This window comes from Novosphingobium sp. (assembly GCF_040398825.1).
Classification (GTDB): domain Bacteria; phylum Pseudomonadota; class Alphaproteobacteria; order Sphingomonadales; family Sphingomonadaceae; genus Novosphingobium.
Genome location: NZ_JBBATI010000022.1, coordinates 1 through 16,245, shown reverse-complemented (window position 1 = coordinate 16,245; position 16,245 = coordinate 1). Strand labels below are relative to the sequence as shown.

The window sequence follows — 16,245 nt, the reverse complement described above, 5'->3', positions numbered from 1 at the left end:
GCAAACCCGGCGTGAATGTTCCCGCCCGACAACAATCGGGAAACGATCATGGCGCAAAGCATGACGGTGGGTGAGGATAGCGGGATTACCGGGGCGACCACTGCGCCTGCGGCGCGGCGCGGGCTCTCCCCATGGCTGGTGGCGATGCTGGCGCTGGCGATGTTCATCAATTTTGCCGATCGGGGCAGCCTGGCGGTTGCCGCGCCGCTGCTGGGGCGGCAACTGGCGATCGGTCCGGCGGCGATGGGCATATTGCTGTCGTCGTTTTTCTGGACCTATTCACTGGCGCAACCGCTGGCCGGCATGGTGGCACAACGCTGGCCGATCCGCTGGGTGATGGCCGGCGGGTTGCTGGCATGGTCGCTGGCCACCATGTTGTGCGGGCTGGCGGGGGGATTTTACAGCCTGCTGTTGCTGCGCATGCTGGTCGGCCTGGGCGAAAGCGTGATCTATCCCGCCAATGCGCGGTTCCTGGCCGAACATGCGCCGGCGCATCAAAGCGGGCAGGCGAATGGCGTGATTTCGGCGGCGATGTTCGCCGGGCCGGTCGCCGGCACGCTGGTGGGCGGGCTGGTGCTGGCGCAATATGGCTGGCGGCCGGTATTCGTGGTGCTGGGCGGGGTGTCGTTGCTGTGGTTGCTGCCCTGGTTTGCCACCACGCTGCCTGCGCCATCGCCGCGCGCCGGGGCGCACGCCGCGGCCACGACCGATGCACCGCCGGGATGGATCGAGATGCTGACAAACCGCCGGTTCTGGGCGGTTTCGATCGGTCATTTCTGTTATTGTTACCCGGCCTATCTGCTGCTGACCTGGCTGCCCAGCTTTCTGGTCAACGCGCAGCACTATTCGCTGTCGCAACTGGCGTGGATCGGCGCGGCAATCCCGCTGTGTTCGGCGGCGGGCTGTGTGATCAGCGGCACCCTGTCGGACCGCGGGATCGCCGCCGGGCGCGACGAAACCGCCATGCGCAAACGGTTTATGGTGGGCGGCATGGCGGCAACCGGATTGTCGATGCTGGCCGCCACCTTTGCGCCCGATGGGGCGGTGGTGGTGGTGTGCCTGGCCAGCACCGCTTTTTCATGCGGCATCATGAGCCCGATGAGCTTTACCGCCGCGCAAAAGCTGGCCGGACCGCTGGCGGCGGGGCGGTGGATGGGGTTGCAGAACATGATCGGCAATCTGGCCGGGATTGCCGCGCCGATTATTACCGGGCTGGTGGTCGCGCAGACCGGATCATACCGCATGGCGTTCCTGATCCCGGCGGTGATGTGCCTGGGTGGGATGGCCGCGTGGGGGCCGTGGATGGGCCCGATCACCCCGGTCGCCTGGCGCGGGCATCGGCGTAGCGCGGGTGGGGGCCCCGCTACAACCGTTGACTGAACAACGCGATCGTCAGCGCAATGCCGATTCCCACCACCACAAAGCGCAATGCGCGTTCGTTCACCCGCGCCAGCATGTGCGCGCCCAGCCAGCTGCCAGCCAGCGCGCCGGCCATCGCCACCGTCATTGCCAGCCAGCGCACTTCGCCCGATGCCAGAAAGATCAGCACCGCGGTCAGGTTCATCACCCCGGCCAGCAGGTTTTTGGTGGCCGCCGCCGCGCGCGCCGATGCCCCGCCCAGCGCGAGTGCCGCCATCATCAGAAAACCGATGCCGCCGCCAAAATAGCCACCGTAAATGGCAATACCCAGATGGATCACCCCGGCCGCAGTCCGCCCCGGCACGGTTTCGCCCTGCCCCGTTGCGTGCGGCACGACCGGTTTGCGAAAGAACGATCCCCAGGCAAAGGCGGCGGTGGCAAACAGCACCAGCCACGGCACCATCTGGGCAAACAGCGACGATGGCGTGAGCAACAGCGCAATCGCACCGATCACCCCGCCGATCAGGCTGATCACGATCAGCGTGCGCAACGACAGCGCACTGGTACCGGCGGCATGCGCGCGCCCCAGCCAGCCGCCAGTCACCTGCCCCGGAAACAGCGCAACGGTAGACGTGATGTTGGCCGCGCGCGCGTCCATCCCGGTCAGCATCAGGGCCGGCAGGGTGATGAACGACCCACCCCCCGCCAGCTGATTCTGCGCCCCGGCCCAGACCGCAGCGGCAAACAGCAGGACAAAGTGATAGGCAGATGGCGGGATCATGCGCGGGCAAAGCTCGTGTGGCGGACAGAACGCTGACGCGGCGGTAGTCGCGAAGCATGCTGTTGGAAACCCCCGCGCCAACCAATCACCCGATCAGCCGTTATCATCCACGCGATACCGCAATGTCACACGCCCCTGCGCGGGCACCCGCACCGCCCACACACGATGCCCGTCCTGCAGCACCAGCGGTGCCGATGGCGTGCGGATCGACGCTGCCGGCGTCTGTTTGAACGTGCCTTCGAACTGTACGGCAAACGGGTTGGCATTGCTGACCGTAACGGTCACCGTGCGACCGGTTTTGTCGCGGTGCGTGGCGCGCTGGCGCACCTGCACCGGCGGTGTGGCGCTGAGCGCGATATCGACCCGGTCGTTCACCGCGCGGTCCTCCACCGTGCCCGCGCCCACCACCAGCGTGGCAGGGCCTCGGCTGCCAGCATGATCGACCAGCACGCGCACACGCCCTGCGGGCAGCGCGAGGCCCAGGCCCTGGTCGGCGCGGTTGCGCGTGCGGACCATCAACTGCGCAGGCTGATCGCCCTCCAGACCATCCAGCGCGATCGTGTGCACCAGCGCCAGCGACACGTTGCGCGGCGCAAACAGTGCCACTTGCTTTTGCGCGCGCGCCGCCACCGTGGTCGGCAACGGCAGGCGATAAAGCTTCAGATCACCCAAGTTTTCGACTTGTGCCACCGCCCCCCTGTTCATCGTTTTCATGAGCATCGGGGGCGGTGCGGCCATCGCCATTTCCATCATCACCGGCGCGGGCGGGGCGACCATCGGCGGTGTTGGCAACGCCTGGGTGGCGCGTGGAAAACACTGATAGGTCAGCGTTTCGGCATCGGCATCATCGGCCTCGTCGCGGGCTTCGGAAAATTCCGGGTGCCCGGCCACCACCGCCGCCGCGGTAGCGGGAAAGCTGGTGACATCGGCGCTGGCCAGCGTCACCCATGCGTTCAACACCCCGTGGCGCAGATCGGGCGCCAGTTTCAGCACATAATCGGCGCGCCAGTCATAATCCCACGCCAGATAGGCCAGCCGCAGCCGCACATGCACCGGCGCGGGCGCATCGGTCGCAATCGACAGCGTCGGCGTGGCAAACAGCCCGTCGGGCACCCCGGGATAGACCAGCTGGTCGTTGAACGGCCCGCACGTCAGCGCTTCAAACCCGTGCGCGGTTTCGACGATCGCCGCACCATCGGGCGCCGACCGCACCACCGCCGGTTCGCTGTGCACTGTGCCATCCGCGCCAGTGCGGCGCAGCGTGACCGGCCGCCCGAACCAACCGGCATACAGGTGCCGCGGCGACAGCAATTGCGCATCCAGGTTCTTTTCGCGCACCCCGCCGGGCAGACCCGAAATCACCACGCTTTCCGCCAGCATGCCGGCCGCCACCCCGGCAAAGCGCACCACGGCAGGCCCCGCGGGCAAATCAACCTCCCGCGTTTCGCTGATCAGGGCATAGCCATCAAGCCGCGACGCCAGCGTGCGTGTATCAAGGCCGTCACCCGCGCTGCGATAGATGGTAACACTGGTCTCGATCGGCGCAGACGCGGCCACGACCGCCTCTGCCGGGGGCGCGGCGTGCAGTTCCGGCCCCGCCAGCAGCAGCAACGGCGCCAGCATCAGACAACGCGCGATGGCGGTGGCGGTTCTGCCCATGGGGCCGCGCCGGCTCAGTTGCGGGTGTCAAAGGTGACGGTCAGCACGGTTTCACCCTGCGCGGGCACCGCCACCTGCCACACCCGGTCGTTCAGGCTGCGCTGCACCCCGGGCACGGTTTCGTTCGGCACGCGCGTGTCGTTCCACCCGTTGTCCAGCCCGGACTGCGTCAGTTCCACCGTGACCGGATCGGGCGTGGCATTGGTCACGCGGTACTGCATGGTGGTCTGCCAGTGGGTGACCGCGCTGTCGACGGTCACCACTTTTGCCGGCTGGCCATCCACGGTAACGCGGTAACGGCTGGACCGGTCCCATTCGCCCAGGTCGATCTTTGCGCGTTTGACCAGTGTCGGTTGCACTTTCACATCAAACGCCTGGCCCGTCGGCAGCGCCAGTGTCGAACCCTTTGGCGTGTGGCTGATCGGCTGTTCGCCAATGAACTGCGGCTGCCCGCGCGCGTCGCGCATATAGACGCGCACCATCCCAGCCGGCAGCGCATCGCCCAGCCCGTCCTTGCCGCCGGTGGAAAACCGCAGCACCGACATCGCGCTTTGCGGCGCATCGGCATTGCCCAGCCAATCGTTGCGATACGCATAGATTTTTCGCGCCGGCGCGCTTTTAACATCCAGGAACGACACCTGTTTCTGCTGGGCATTGGCCAGCGTGGTGCGGCCGGTAATCGGATAGACATAGAAATCACCCAGCCGTTCGCGGCCGCTTGATTCGGTTCCGGGCTGCTCCATCGGTTGTGGCGCCTGAAATCCCGGGCGGCCGCCAAACCGGCGTGGTCCGGTAAATCCGCCATCGCCGCCGCCCAGTGAATTGGCCACTTCGCCCGCCACCAACAACACATGCGCATTGGTGAAAGCGGTGCCGGTGGTGTTGTTGAGCGTGATCCAGCCCTGCACGTCAATCTTGCCCGCCCCGTCCTTGCTGCCGCTTTGGTCGAACAGCGCGACATAGTCGGCCTTCCACGAAAAACCGTGCGTCAGATAGCTGAGTGTGACCGGGCGCGCGCCTGCTTGCGCCGAATCCAGCCGCACCGACAGCGTCGGGCGCGCCATCAGCCCCGGCGGCAGGCCGGGAAACACCAGTCGCGCGTGGCCGATATCCGACAGCACTTCGATATGATCGCCCACTTGCAGCAATGTGCCGCCGTTGTTGGCCAGCACGCGTGCCGGTTCACCGCTGTCGGCGCCGGTCACGGGATTGGTGTGCATCAGCGTGACCGACTGGCCCACGGTCTTGTCCAGCAGCCGTGCCGGGGACAGCAGGTCATAATCGAAATTCTGTTCCAGGATGGTGGCACCAGGCACTGTCAGCGTCACCGTTTCGGGCTGGATCGCCGCCGACACATCGGGAAACGCCAGATCGACCAGACCATGCCCCGGATCAAGCCGCCGCACATCCTGCACCAGGGCAAGATCGTTGTTGTAGATGGTGACGGCAAGTTCGCCCTGTGACGACGTTGACGCTGACGTTGACGCCGGCGAATCGGCCAGCGCGGCGCCCGGGGCCATGATCATCATCGCGGCAACGCCTGCGGCCGTGGTCGCCGCAGTCAGGCCTGCATGCTGTGACCGGTTGTTCATCGTCTGGCCCCTCACCGTGTTGGTATTGATTGTTGTGTGTATCGGTTGCCATGGAAGCCAGAGATCAGCTTTACGAGGCATGAACTGCGATCGGAGGCCCGCGTCAGGATGCAGCGGTGTCGGAAATCGGCGCCGGTGGCGTCACTGGCAAACGCGTCACCCTGGCGAAAAACCGCCGAAATGGCCACCCCGGGCAGTCGCCAGCCACGATCGCCACCATTTTCGTCATAATACCGACATAATTCTGCAACCGGATTGCAAAACAGCAAAAGCCTGCTTAACCCTTTATTTCGGTTTAACCTGTAGCACAGGGTTCAACCGTTGATGTGTGAAAAGGTGTGCTGGCCGATGGTCAGACCACAAAAACATAAGACGGCAGCGACGGAACGGACAAGTGCCGGGAAAGCGCAAAAAACGCCGCATGTTTTGCCTAAATCCCGCGTTGATCAAGGCGCGGGGCAAAGCGGGATCGCAGGATGGAAAGAGTCATTTGGCGCGATAATGCGCCCGAGCAATTCTACAATACCCATGACAGCAGTGGTCTGGACGCCGCGCGCGGCCTGATCATCGGCATGGCCATCAGCCAGGTATTCTGGATGGGGCTCGCGCTGTTCCTGTTGTAATCTGACCACGCGCCAGCAACTGGCCAGCGCCGTGCAAAGATACTGCGGGCCACAATGCAGCGGCCGGAACAGCCATGGCCGGGCGGAAACGCCACGGCATCACGCCGTTACCATGCGCCCCGTCCGGTCAGCACCGCGGGCACCGTGCGCGCAATGATCAGCAGATACAGCCGTGGTGAGCGCGCGCGCGCAAACGCCACGTCGAACGCGACCCGCCGGCGATAGGACGTGCTGCCATCGCGCTGCACCTGCCACAATCCGGTCAACCCTGGCCGCACTTGGCAATAGACCGCAAAGTGGCGGCCATAGCGCGCAATTTCCGCTTCGACGATCGGGCGCGGGCCAACCAGGCTCATCGATCCGGCCAGAACGTTGAAAAGTTGCGGCAATTCATCAAGGCTGGTGCGGCGCAAAAACCGCCCGATCGGGCTGACCCGCGGATCAAGACGCAGTTTCTGCGTGCGCTGCCATTCGGCGCGCGCGGCCGCATCGGAATCGAGCAAGGCGCGCAATTGCGCATCGGCATCAACCGTCATGGTGCGGAATTTCAGGCAGAAAAACGCCTGGCCATGCCGGCCGATTCGGCGCTGGGCGAACAGCACCGGGCCCGGGCTGGTCAGCCATACCGCCAGTGCCACCAGCAGCATGACCGGACTGGCCAGCACCAGCGCACACAGCGCGCCAACTACGTCCAGCAGGCGGAGCACAACATCGCCCATCCGGTCGTCGGCATCGATCCGGTCACCGGCACCGCCGTGCGGTTCGGCGTGGCCGCGATCCGGGGCGCGGTCTGGCGCGAATACCGCCGTGCCCTGTGCCGGCGCTGCCGGCGCGGGCATCGCCCCGACCGGCAGCGCGATATGCGCGCCCATCGGTGCGGCCATCGCGCGGGGTGCCAGTGGCCGGGGTGTGTTCAGCCGTGCCTCGGCCGGCAGGCCATCCGCATGAGCCACGGCGGTGGCAGGGTGCGAGACCGGTGAAAGCGGACTGGCTGCGTCAGATATCGGCAGTCGCGGGCGCAACGGGTATCTCCCTCTGGTTCCGCCGGACGCAGCAGCGCGGTCCGGCCAGAGGAAGATGCAGACCGACGCCCGCTCGGTCAGTCGGGGATAGACCCGGGACGGTTTGATAAAGCCCAGGCCAGCCGCTGGTTGCAGCGCATTGCGCCCGCCCCGTTCACGGCATCAGCCGTGACGCACCAGGCTGACCACCCAGAAGATCAGCGCCCACAGCGCCGCCGAGCTGACCACCGGAACCGCCAGCCGGACCCAGCCGGGATAGAGCTGAAGGTCCGCTTCGGGCACGGTATCGGTAAACGCCCACAGGTTTTCCTGCAGTTCGTGGACGGGTGAGGCGACAAAGTCGTCATGATCACCCGCCAGACGCGGCAAAACCCGCGGCGGTCCGCCGGCGTCGCCGTCGTCCGCAGGGTCGGTATCTGGAAAAAAGCGGTATTGGCGCAAGGGCATGGCATCACCTGAAAGTCGCCCCCCGCAATAGGCGGTGACCGCTTAAGCCCCTGCCACCCGACCGATAAGGGAACTTACGTGATTGCCCCCGACGGCGCGCCACACGGCTGCCGTCCGGATCGCTTCATTATCGAGCCAATTATCCCCGGGTCGCACCTTCCAGCGGTTCACCATCGACCGGGTAACCCGCATTGGCGGGAATCGCCAGCCAGGTCACGCCATCGCGCTGTTCAACCCACGGCGTAACCGTCACGATCGGTGTCGCCAGCGCATGGTCGCGCACCCCGGCAAAATCGGGCCACTGCGCCAGCCGTTCCAGATTGCGGCGGGTGGGAAAGATCACCTTGATTTTCCCGTCATCGGCAAGCTTTAACGCCTCTTGTGCGCTGGCCCAGAACAGGTGCCGGGTTTCGGTCGCGTCGGCCACCAGGTCCAGCGCGCCGGTGCCAAGGTCGGCCAGATAGAACCGCGTGTCATAAACCCGCATCGTGCGATGCCGGGGCCACCACCGCGCAAACGGGATCAGGCTGTCGAAATCGATCTCCCAGCCCTGTTCCGCCAGCACCGTACCAAGATCAGCGCCATCCAGCAGGCGTTGGCGTGCCGCCATCGCGCTGGCGGCAGTGACGGTTCCCTTTACACCGACCACCAGCCCGGCTTCTTCCAGCGTTTCGCGTAGCGCGGCCACCCGTGCGGCAGCATCGTCGGGGTCGAGCTGTGCCGCGCCGGGCACTTGCGCCGCCAGCACGTGATCGGCCGGATCGACCGTACCACCGGGAAACACCGTGGCGCCGCCGGCAAAGACCATTGTCCCCGACCGTTCCAGCAACAGCAGCTGCGCCGGGCCGCCACCGGGATCGTGGCGGAACACCACGACCGTCGCGGCCGGCCGTGTCGGCGGTATATCCTCATCCCGATCCATCGTATCATCCATGTCAATGCGCGTCCTGCGCACGATGGGGCGCGCGGGCGATCTTGCCAAGGGGGGATTGCTGACAGGCGCGGCCGGCCCGCCGGCAGCGCTGTCGGCGAAGTTTACACCTGCCCCTGCACAGTCGCCCCGACCAGCCCCGAACATCAAGGATTTCGGCCAGTAAGGCAGTTTGGCACGGGTCATGCATTACCCTGTATGTCCCCAAGACGCCCCAACGTGAAGAGGCGGAGCCAGTCCCCGAGTATCCCCAGGCTCCGCCTCTTGCCCCGATCCCGCCGTCCCCGCGGCAAACAAATGTCCCCAATCCGCATGTCCCCCCATGCAAAACGCGGCCCCCGCCATAGCGAGGGCCGCGTTTTCGGTTTTGGCAGGCTGGCACCAAGTGGCCGCACGCGGCAGGCATTTGCCAGGTCAGTCACATGCCGTGCAACGCGCGCGCGGCGCGCGCTGCATATCCGGGATCAGGCGCGGGCGACGCCGGCGTCGGTGACCAGCTGGGCAAGTTCACCGGCTTCGTACATTTCCATCATGATGTCCGACCCGCCGATAAATTCGCCCTTTACATACAGCTGCGGGACGGTCGGCCATTCGGAATATTCCTTGATCCCGGAACGGATTTCCATGTCCTGCAACACATCGACAGTGGCATAGGCCACGCCCAGCCGTTCCAGAATGGCAATCGCCCGGCTGGAAAAGCCGCACTGCGGAAACAGCGGCGTGCCCTTCATGAACAGTACCACGTCGTTGGCATGAACGATTCCGGCAATGCGGGTATTGGTGTCAGTGGTGTCAGACATGGTCGTGCAGGTCCTTTGCAAAGTCGGTAAAGCGGTCGGATCAGGGCGCGGAAATGGGCACGGCGGTGGTCAATTGCAAGGCGTGCAGCACCCCGCCCATACGCCCGCCCAGCGCGGCATAGACCGCCTTGTGCTGGGCCACGCGGCCCATCCCGCGAAAGGTGTCAGACACCACGTGCGCGGCATAGTGGTCACCATCACCGGCCAGGTCGGTAATCGTCACCTCGGCATCGGGCAGCGCGGCGCGGATCATTTTCGCAATATCATCGGCGGTCATTGGCATCAGCGTTCACCCATCACAATTCACCCAGCAACTGGCGGCGTGCCTCAATCGCTTTGGCGGCCAGCGCTTCGCGCACGTCGGCCTCTGCAACATCGAGCCCGGCCATCAGCAGATCGCCCAGCACTTTGCGAATGACGTCTTCATCGCCGCTTTCTTCAAATTCGGCCTGCACCACCGCGCGGGCATAGGATTCGGTTTCGGCCGCATCCAGCCCCATGCGCGCGGCCGCCCATTGCCCCAACAGTTTGTTGCGGCGGGCCTGGATGCGGAACAACACCTCTGCATCATGGGCAAAACGGGCTTCTTCGGCACGCTCGCGATCGTCAAATGTGGTCATCGCCGCCTGTCCTTTACGGATGTGGAATACCGCTGCGATAGGCAACCTGCCGCTTTGCCGCAAGCACCCAGATCACGCCCGGTCGCGCACGATCACGACGGCGGCGGGTCCAGCCCGGTCCACGCGGCCAGAAAAGCCAGCGCATCGGCGCCGCTGGCGATCAGCTTGTCCAGCGGGCGACCGGTGCCGTGCCCGGCGTCGCTTTCCACGCGCAGCACGCGCGGCCGGTCACCAATCGCGGCAGCCTGCAGCGCAGCCACGTATTTAAAGCTGTGCGCCGGCACCACCCGGTCATCGGTATCGGCGGTGGTCACCAGAATCGCCGGATAATCCGCCCCGTCACGAATGTTGTGATAGGGGGAATAGGCGCGCAGCGTGCGCCAGTCTGCTTCGCGCGCCGGATCACCATAATCGCTGATCCATGATCGCCCTTGCGTAAACCGGTCGAACCGCAACATGTCCATCACGCCGACATCGGGATTGGCCGCGACAAACAGATCGGGCCGCTGGTTGATCACCGCCGCCACCATCATCCCGCCGTTCGATCCGCCCTGCGCGGCCAGGCTGCCCGGCCGGGCAATGCCGCTGTGGAGCAGATAGTCACCCGCGGCGATGAAATCGTCAAAGCTGGTCTGTTTGTGGGCCCCCCGCCCCGCCTCGTACCATGCCGGGCCCAGTTCCCCGCCGCCGCGCACTGCCGCCACCGCCAGCACGCCACCTGCCTGCAACCAGGCCATGCGCCACGGCGAATAGCTGGGGCTGAGCGCAATCGCGAACCCGCCATAGCCATACAGCAGCGTCGGTGCCGCGATGCCGCCGCGCGCCAGTGTCCGTTTGCGCACCACCGTCAGCGGCACCATGGTGCCATCGCGTGACGGATATTGCCGTTCCTCTACCACATAGTCGGCCGGGTCGAACGGTACCGCAGGCGTGGCAAACGGTGTCGCCCGGCCATTGCGCAGATCCATGCGAAAGATCGTCGGCGGCTGATTATAGCTGGAAAACTGATAAAATGTTTCGGGGTCACCGGGTTTGCCGTCAAACCCGGTGGCCGCGCCATTGCCGCCCACGGTAATCGCACGCGCCGGCCGGCCGTCAAGATCGGTCACCATCGCCAGCCGTTGCCCGCCGTCGAGATAGGACAGGATCAACCGGTCTCCGACAATGCGCCCCGCCTCCAGCGTGCCGTGCTGTTCGCCGATCACCACTTTTGCCTGCGCGCGCACATCCCGGGCATCGCGTGCCGCCGGTTCGATCTGCACCAGCTGATAATTGGGCGCGCCGGCATTGGTGATGAACCACAATTGGTCACCCGTGCCATCAACCAGTTTCCAGTCATGCGTCAGTTCGGGCACCAGCGGACGCACCACCCACGGGCCTTCACCATGCGCTGCGCGCAGATCGATCAGGTGGATCGCGCGGGCCGGCGCCGATCCGGCATCGGTGCTGATCACCACCCAGCGCCCGTCAGAGGTGACCTGCGCCTTGTGCCCCCAGGTCGGCTGATCAGGAGTGGCGTAGACCGGTTGATCGGCCGACTGCGGCGTGCCGACACGGTGGAACCACAACGCCTTGTCATGCAGCGGCGCACGAAATGCATCATCGGCGCGCGGCGCAGGATAGCGCGAATAGAAAAAGCCCTTGTCGCCCCACCAGGCGATCAGCGTGTCGTTGGCCCAATCCAGCCGGTCGTCCAGACGTTGCCCACTGTTGGCATCCACCACGCGGATCGTGCGCCAGTCGCTGCCCGCGCGCTGTTCGGACAAGGCCAGATAACGCCCGCTGCGCGATGGCACCCAGCCGTCGATGGCATAGGCCCCACCTTTCGCATCGTCGGCCTGGTTGGGGTCCACCAGCACGCGGTCGGTGCCGGCCAGGCCATCGCGCACGGTCAGCACCGACTGGTTCATAAGACCGCTGTTGCGCATGATGAAATAGCGCCGCCCCGCTTTTCGCGGCAGGCTGTAACGCGGATAATCATACAGCCGGCGCAGGCTTTGCGCAAAGCGGTCGCGCCCGGGCAGCGCGGCCAGATAGGCACGCGCCAGCCCGTCCTGGCGCATGACCCACGCGGCCACGGCGGGGTCGCGGCGCGGATCAGCCTCCAGCCAGCGCCACGGATCGGGCACCGCTTCGCCAAACATCCGATCGCTGACTGGCCCGCGCGGAGAGGCGGGGTAGTGCGATTGCGGCAGCATCAGTGCGGGGTTCGATACGGGCGCGGCGGTTACAGGCGCGATTGTGCGCACCGGCAATGCGGCCGACGCAGCGCCCGCCCCGGTGTCGATTGTGTCGCCCTTGCCCGTGCCGGCGTCCGCTCGGACTGGCACCAGGCTGGCGTAAAGTGCAAGACCAAGGATGATGCCGTGCACCACCCGTTTCAGGCCGATCCGTTCCCGCTGCATATTTTTATCTTAACGTTGGATAGCACGCCCGACCACATGCGACGACAGGAAATCGCGCGTGTGCGGTTGCTACGCGCGAGGTTGCAAACCGGTCCAGTGCGCCAGAAACGCCTGCACATCGGCCTCTTCTGCAATCTGTTTGTCCAGCGGTTTGCCGCTGCCATGGCCGGCGCGGGTTTCGATGCGGATGAGGTGCGGTTTTGGCCCGGTATCGGCGGTTTGCAACGCGGCGGCATATTTGAAACTGTGCCCCGGCACCACGCGATCATCGGTATCGGCGGTGGTCACCAGCACTGCCGGATAGGCCACGCCGCCGCGGATGTTGTGATAGGGTGAATAGGCGCGCAGCACGCGCCAATCCGCCTCAATGTCGGGATGGCCATAGTCATCGACCCAATAACGCCCGGCGGTAAACCGATCAAACCGCAGCATGTCCATCACGCCGACGCCGGCGTTGGCGGCGGCAAACAGATCGGGCCGCTGGTTGACCACCGCGCCGACCAGCAACCCGCCGTTGGAATGGCCCTGGATCGCCAGGCCATTCTTTGGGCACACACCATGGCCGATTAGCCATTCGCCGGCCGCGATGAAATCATCAAACACGTTCTGCTTGTGCGTCAGCCGCCCGGCATCGTGCCAGGCATCGCCATACTCGCCGCCCCCGCGCAGGATCGCCAGCGCATAGGCGCCGCCGCTTTCCAGCCAGGCCATCGTGGTCGGCGAAAACCACGGGGACATCGACACGTTGAAACCGCCATAGCCATACAGCAGCGTCGGCACCGGCCCGGTCGCATCGGCACGGCGCACCACGAACAGCGGCACACGCGTGCCATCGCGCGACGGGGCGAACACCAGTTCCACGCGATAAGCGGCGGGATCAAAGGTCAGCTTTAGCGCGCGCCACGGCGTGGCACGGCCAGTGGCAGCGTCAAACCGCAGCACCGTCGCCGGGGTGGTAAAGCTGGCGAACGCCATATGCCCCTGTGCGTCGGACGCCCGGCCGCTGATCCCCTCAACCGAACCCAGCCCCGGCAGATCGATGTCCTGCGCGCCCGAACCATCCAGCGCGGTGTGCACCACGCGCGAATGCGCGTCATGCAGATAGCCCAGCACCAGCCGCCCACCGACCATGCCCGCCCAGGCCAGCGTATCGGCGTGTTCGGGCACCACGGTGGTGAACTTTGGCGGGGTGCCACCATCGCGCGCCAGATCGACCCGCACCACCTTGCGGCGCGGCGCCGCTTCGCCGGAAATGAACCACAGGCTGTCGCCCACGGCGTCGATGAATGTCCATTGCGCAGTCAGATCGGCCACCAGCGGCTGCACGGTGCCGATGCGCGCCTGATCGATCGCGGCCACATGCACCGCATTGACCGGATCGGTACCATCGGTCGATGCAATCACCAGCCAGCGCCCATCGCTGCTGGTGCTCGCGCCATGGCCCCGCTTGGGCGTGGCGGGGGTCGCATAGACCTGCACATCAGCGCTTTGCGACGTGCCCAGGCGGTGCAGCCACACCGTCTGGTTGTAATTCAGCGCCTGAAACGCCGCATCCTTGCCAGGATCGGCAAACCGCGAATAGACCAGCGTATCATTGCCGATCCACGCCAGATCGGAAAATTTCACCCATTTCAGCGTATCGGGCAGCACCGTGCCATCGGCCACCCGCACCACGCGCACGCTGCGCCAGTCCGATCCGCCATCCTGTACGGTGTAGGCGACCAGACTGCCATCGTCCGACGGCGCCCACGCGTCGAGCGCGGTCGCGCCATCGGCCGACCAGCTTTGGGGATCGAGCAGCACGCGCCCCTGTGGGCCGACCGGGGCGGCGGCATCGGCCACCAGCAATTGCGCCTGGTTCATCAACCCGGCGTTCCAGCGGTAAAACAGGCTGTGCCCGCGCTGCACCGGCACGCCATAGCGTTCGTAATTGCTCAACCGCTGCATGCGCGCGGCCAGTGTGGCGCGTTCGGGCAGCGCGGATAAGTAGTTTTCGGCAAAGGCGCTTTGCCCCGCCACCCATTGCGCCACTTTGTCATCGTGGCGCACATCGGCCTCCAGCCACCGCCACGGATCGGACACCGTCTCGCCAAACACGTGTTCCACCAGCGGCACTTGCGGTGATGGCGGATAGGGCAGCAGCGGCGGGAAATGCGCGGGGTCGGTCATGGGTGATCCTGTGGCAGCGGCGGTTATCGGGGCAAGGACGATGGCCGTCAGCGCGACACCACTGCGCAAAAAATCCCGCCGCTTCACCATTTTGACAGCCTCCTGCATGAACTGGGCAAGTGATAGGAGGGCGTGGCCGCGAAAGGCAAGGGCCCGCGTGCAGCCCGATCAGGCAAACGCAAAAGGGCGGCGCCCGTCGGCACCGCCCCCTAACGAAACACGTCTGATCTGGCGATCAGGCGGCTTCGAACTCGTCCGCATCGGCGTTCTGGACCGGGCCGGAATCAAGGCCCTTGGCCGAGACATCGCGGTCAACCAGTTCGATAACGGCCATCGGCGCGGCGTCAGACGCGCGATAGCCGGCCTTGATGATGCGGGTATAGCCACCATCCCGGCCCGCGTAACGCGCGGCCAGAACTTCAAACAGTTTCTTTTCCTGCGTGTCGTCCAACAGGCGCGCATGCGCCAGGCGGCGGTTCGACAGTCCACCGTGCTTGCCCAGCGTGATCAGCTTTTCGAGGTAAGGACGCAGTTCCTTGGCCTTGGGCAGCGTGGTGGTGATCTGTTCGTGCTTGATCAGCGATGCCGCCATATTGCGCAGCATGGCGATACGGTGTGCCGATGTACGACCCAGCTTGCGCTGGCCTAACCTGTGACGCATGGTTCATTCCGTTCGTTAAGGGTCCGTATCAGGTAACCCAGAGCTGGCCGTTTTTTGGGCGGGGTCGCCGTTGCCCCCGGTGGAAAGCGGGAACTTTCGGGCGTCAGCCCAAAAGCTCCTGCTCAAGCTTCTTGGCCATTTCCTCGATGTTTTCCGGCGGCCAGCCAGGGATGTCCATCCCCAGCCGCAGCCCCATCGACGACAGCACTTCCTTGATTTCGTTGAGCGACTTGCGGCCGAAGTTCGGCGTACGCAACATTTCCGCCTCGGTCTTCTGAACCAGATCGCCGATATAGATGATGTTGTCGTTCTTCAGACAATTGGCCGAACGCACCGACAGTTCCAGCTCGTCGACCTTTTTCAGCAGGTAACGGTTGAGCTGGTTGGCGTCGCTTTCCTCTGGCGCATGGCTGGTCATGCCGGTCACGGTGGTGACATGGCCGGTGGGCAACTGGTCGTCAAAGTGCACGAACAGCGACAGCTGATCCTGCAGGATGCGCGCGGCATAGGCCACGGCGTCTTCGGGTGTGACCGTACCGTCGGTTTCGACCACCAGGTTCAGCTTGTCATAGTCAAGCTCCTGCCCGATGCGCGCAGCGTCGATCTTGTACGAAACCTGACGCACTGGCGAATAGAGCGAATCGATCGGGATCAGCCCGATCGGCGCATCAATCGGCCGGTTCGACACGGCCGGGACATAGCCCTTGCCGGTGTCGGCGGTCAGTTCCATGTTGAACGTCGCGCCTTCGTCCAGGTGACAGATCACCAGGTCCTTGTTCAGCACTTCGATATCGCCGGTCACGGCAATGTCGCCGGCGCGCACTTCGCCCGGGCCGGTCGCCGACAGCTGCAGGCGCTTTGGCCCTTCGCCCTGCATGCGCAGCGCGATCTGTTTGACGTTCAGCACGATGTCGGTGACGTCTTCACGCACGCCCGCCAAAGACGAGAATTCGTGCAGCACGTTTTCGATGCGGATCGATGTCACTGCCGCGCCTTGCAGCGAAGACAGCAGCACGCGGCGCAGCGCATTGCCCAGTGTCAGGCCAAAACCGCGCTCCAGCGGTTCGGCGGTAAAGGTCGCGCGGCGCTGCGGATCGTTGCCGGGCTTGACCTCGAGGGTATTGGGCTTCTTCAGTTCCTGCCAGTTCTTGATGTTGACAGTCATGGAATTCCCCT

At 65.2% G+C, this 16,245-nt stretch carries 15 protein-coding genes; 2 read left to right on the top strand and 13 right to left on the bottom strand.

Annotated features, from left to right (window positions below; genetic code table 11):
• Positions 1-48: 48 nt before the first annotated feature.
• Entirely contained in the window at positions 49-1,380 is a 1,332-nt protein-coding gene (locus tag ABWP89_RS11810; protein WP_353229455.1) for an MFS transporter, read from the top strand.
• On the opposite strand, the gene ABWP89_RS11805 is transcribed toward ABWP89_RS11810, so the two are convergent.
• The 3 genes from ABWP89_RS11805 to ABWP89_RS11795 form a co-directional block, all read right to left on the bottom strand.
• Positions 1,364-2,140, bottom strand: a complete 777-nt coding sequence (locus ABWP89_RS11805) for a sulfite exporter TauE/SafE family protein (RefSeq protein WP_353229453.1) — start codon at positions 2,138-2,140, stop codon at positions 1,364-1,366. The two genes, ABWP89_RS11810 and ABWP89_RS11805, sit on opposite strands and share 17 nt — an antisense overlap.
• Positions 2,141-2,233: 93 nt before the next feature.
• The gene (locus ABWP89_RS11800) at positions 2,234-3,799 is read right to left on the bottom strand and encodes a DUF4139 domain-containing protein (RefSeq protein ID WP_353229452.1); all 1,566 of its coding nucleotides are present in this window, start codon (positions 3,797-3,799) and stop codon (positions 2,234-2,236) included.
• Between the two features lie 14 nt (positions 3,800-3,813).
• Positions 3,814-5,391: a DUF4139 domain-containing protein gene (locus tag ABWP89_RS11795; protein WP_502915278.1), complete on the bottom strand. Its 1,578-nt coding sequence runs from the start codon at positions 5,389-5,391 to the stop codon at positions 3,814-3,816.
• Positions 5,392-5,867: 476 nt separating this feature from the next.
• Here ABWP89_RS11795 and ABWP89_RS11790 point away from each other — a divergent pair, with 476 nt between their 5' ends.
• Complete coding sequence (locus ABWP89_RS11790) at positions 5,868-6,014, top strand: hypothetical protein (protein WP_353229450.1); 147 nt, start codon at positions 5,868-5,870, stop codon at positions 6,012-6,014.
• Positions 6,015-6,121: 107 nt separating this feature from the next.
• Here ABWP89_RS11790 and ABWP89_RS11785 read toward each other — a convergent pair whose 3' ends face one another.
• The 10 genes from ABWP89_RS11785 to ABWP89_RS11740 form a co-directional block, all read right to left on the bottom strand.
• Positions 6,122-6,967, bottom strand: coding sequence for a sugar transferase (locus tag ABWP89_RS11785; protein ID WP_353229448.1), 846 nt, complete (start codon positions 6,965-6,967; stop codon positions 6,122-6,124).
• 231 nt (positions 6,968-7,198) lie between these two features.
• Positions 7,199-7,483: a hypothetical protein gene (locus tag ABWP89_RS11780; protein ID WP_353229447.1), complete on the bottom strand. Its 285-nt coding sequence runs from the start codon at positions 7,481-7,483 to the stop codon at positions 7,199-7,201.
• Positions 7,484-7,622: 139 nt separating this feature from the next.
• Positions 7,623-8,417, bottom strand: a complete 795-nt coding sequence (locus tag ABWP89_RS11775) for an NUDIX hydrolase (protein WP_353229446.1) — start codon at positions 8,415-8,417, stop codon at positions 7,623-7,625.
• 461 nt (positions 8,418-8,878) lie between these two features.
• Positions 8,879-9,214, bottom strand: coding sequence for a Grx4 family monothiol glutaredoxin (gene grxD, locus ABWP89_RS11770; protein WP_353229444.1), 336 nt, complete (start codon positions 9,212-9,214; stop codon positions 8,879-8,881).
• A 40-nt stretch (positions 9,215-9,254) separates the two neighbouring features.
• A complete protein-coding gene (locus tag ABWP89_RS11765) occupies positions 9,255-9,497 on the bottom strand; it encodes a BolA family protein (RefSeq protein ID WP_353229442.1) in 243 nt (80 codons plus the stop codon).
• 13 nt (positions 9,498-9,510) lie between these two features.
• Entirely contained in the window at positions 9,511-9,834 is a 324-nt protein-coding gene (locus tag ABWP89_RS11760) for a DUF1476 domain-containing protein (RefSeq protein ID WP_353229441.1), read from the bottom strand.
• A gap of 92 nt (positions 9,835-9,926) precedes the next feature.
• Positions 9,927-12,239 (bottom strand): prolyl oligopeptidase family serine peptidase, encoded by a 2,313-nt coding sequence (locus ABWP89_RS11755; protein ID WP_353229440.1) that lies wholly within the window; start codon positions 12,237-12,239, stop codon positions 9,927-9,929.
• A 69-nt stretch (positions 12,240-12,308) separates the two neighbouring features.
• Entirely contained in the window at positions 12,309-14,408 is a 2,100-nt protein-coding gene (locus ABWP89_RS11750) for a prolyl oligopeptidase family serine peptidase (RefSeq protein WP_353229438.1), read from the bottom strand.
• Positions 14,409-14,643: 235 nt separating this feature from the next.
• Positions 14,644-15,069 (bottom strand): 50S ribosomal protein L17, encoded by a 426-nt coding sequence (rplQ, locus tag ABWP89_RS11745; protein ID WP_353229436.1) that lies wholly within the window; start codon positions 15,067-15,069, stop codon positions 14,644-14,646.
• Between the two features lie 103 nt (positions 15,070-15,172).
• Complete coding sequence (locus ABWP89_RS11740) at positions 15,173-16,234, bottom strand: DNA-directed RNA polymerase subunit alpha (RefSeq protein WP_353229435.1); 1,062 nt, start codon at positions 16,232-16,234, stop codon at positions 15,173-15,175.
• Positions 16,235-16,245: the final 11 nt, after the last annotated feature.

Excerpts from the sequence above, each read along its gene's own strand:
- ABWP89_RS11810 (WP_353229455.1), top strand. The coding sequence starts at position 49 with ATGGCGCAAAGCATGACGGTGGGTGAGGATAGCGGGATTACCGGGGCG.
- ABWP89_RS11805 (WP_353229453.1), bottom strand. The coding sequence starts at position 2,140 with ATGATCCCGCCATCTGCCTATCACTTTGTCCTGCTGTTTGCCGCTGCG.
- ABWP89_RS11800 (WP_353229452.1), bottom strand. The coding sequence starts at position 3,799 with ATGGGCAGAACCGCCACCGCCATCGCGCGTTGTCTGATGCTGGCGCCG.
- ABWP89_RS11795 (WP_502915278.1), bottom strand. The coding sequence starts at position 5,391 with ATGAACAACCGGTCACAGCATGCAGGCCTGACTGCGGCGACCACGGCC.
- ABWP89_RS11790 (WP_353229450.1), top strand. The coding sequence starts at position 5,868 with ATGGAAAGAGTCATTTGGCGCGATAATGCGCCCGAGCAATTCTACAAT.
- ABWP89_RS11780 (WP_353229447.1), bottom strand. The coding sequence starts at position 7,483 with ATGCCCTTGCGCCAATACCGCTTTTTTCCAGATACCGACCCTGCGGAC.
- ABWP89_RS11775 (WP_353229446.1), bottom strand. The coding sequence starts at position 8,417 with ATGGATGATACGATGGATCGGGATGAGGATATACCGCCGACACGGCCG.
- grxD (WP_353229444.1), bottom strand. The coding sequence starts at position 9,214 with ATGTCTGACACCACTGACACCAATACCCGCATTGCCGGAATCGTTCAT.
- ABWP89_RS11765 (WP_353229442.1), bottom strand. The coding sequence starts at position 9,497 with ATGCCAATGACCGCCGATGATATTGCGAAAATGATCCGCGCCGCGCTG.
- ABWP89_RS11760 (WP_353229441.1), bottom strand. The coding sequence starts at position 9,834 with ATGACCACATTTGACGATCGCGAGCGTGCCGAAGAAGCCCGTTTTGCC.
- ABWP89_RS11755 (WP_353229440.1), bottom strand. The coding sequence starts at position 12,239 with ATGCAGCGGGAACGGATCGGCCTGAAACGGGTGGTGCACGGCATCATC.
- ABWP89_RS11750 (WP_353229438.1), bottom strand. The coding sequence starts at position 14,408 with ATGACCGACCCCGCGCATTTCCCGCCGCTGCTGCCCTATCCGCCATCA.
- rplQ (WP_353229436.1), bottom strand. The coding sequence starts at position 15,069 with ATGCGTCACAGGTTAGGCCAGCGCAAGCTGGGTCGTACATCGGCACAC.
- ABWP89_RS11740 (WP_353229435.1), bottom strand. The coding sequence starts at position 16,234 with ATGACTGTCAACATCAAGAACTGGCAGGAACTGAAGAAGCCCAATACC.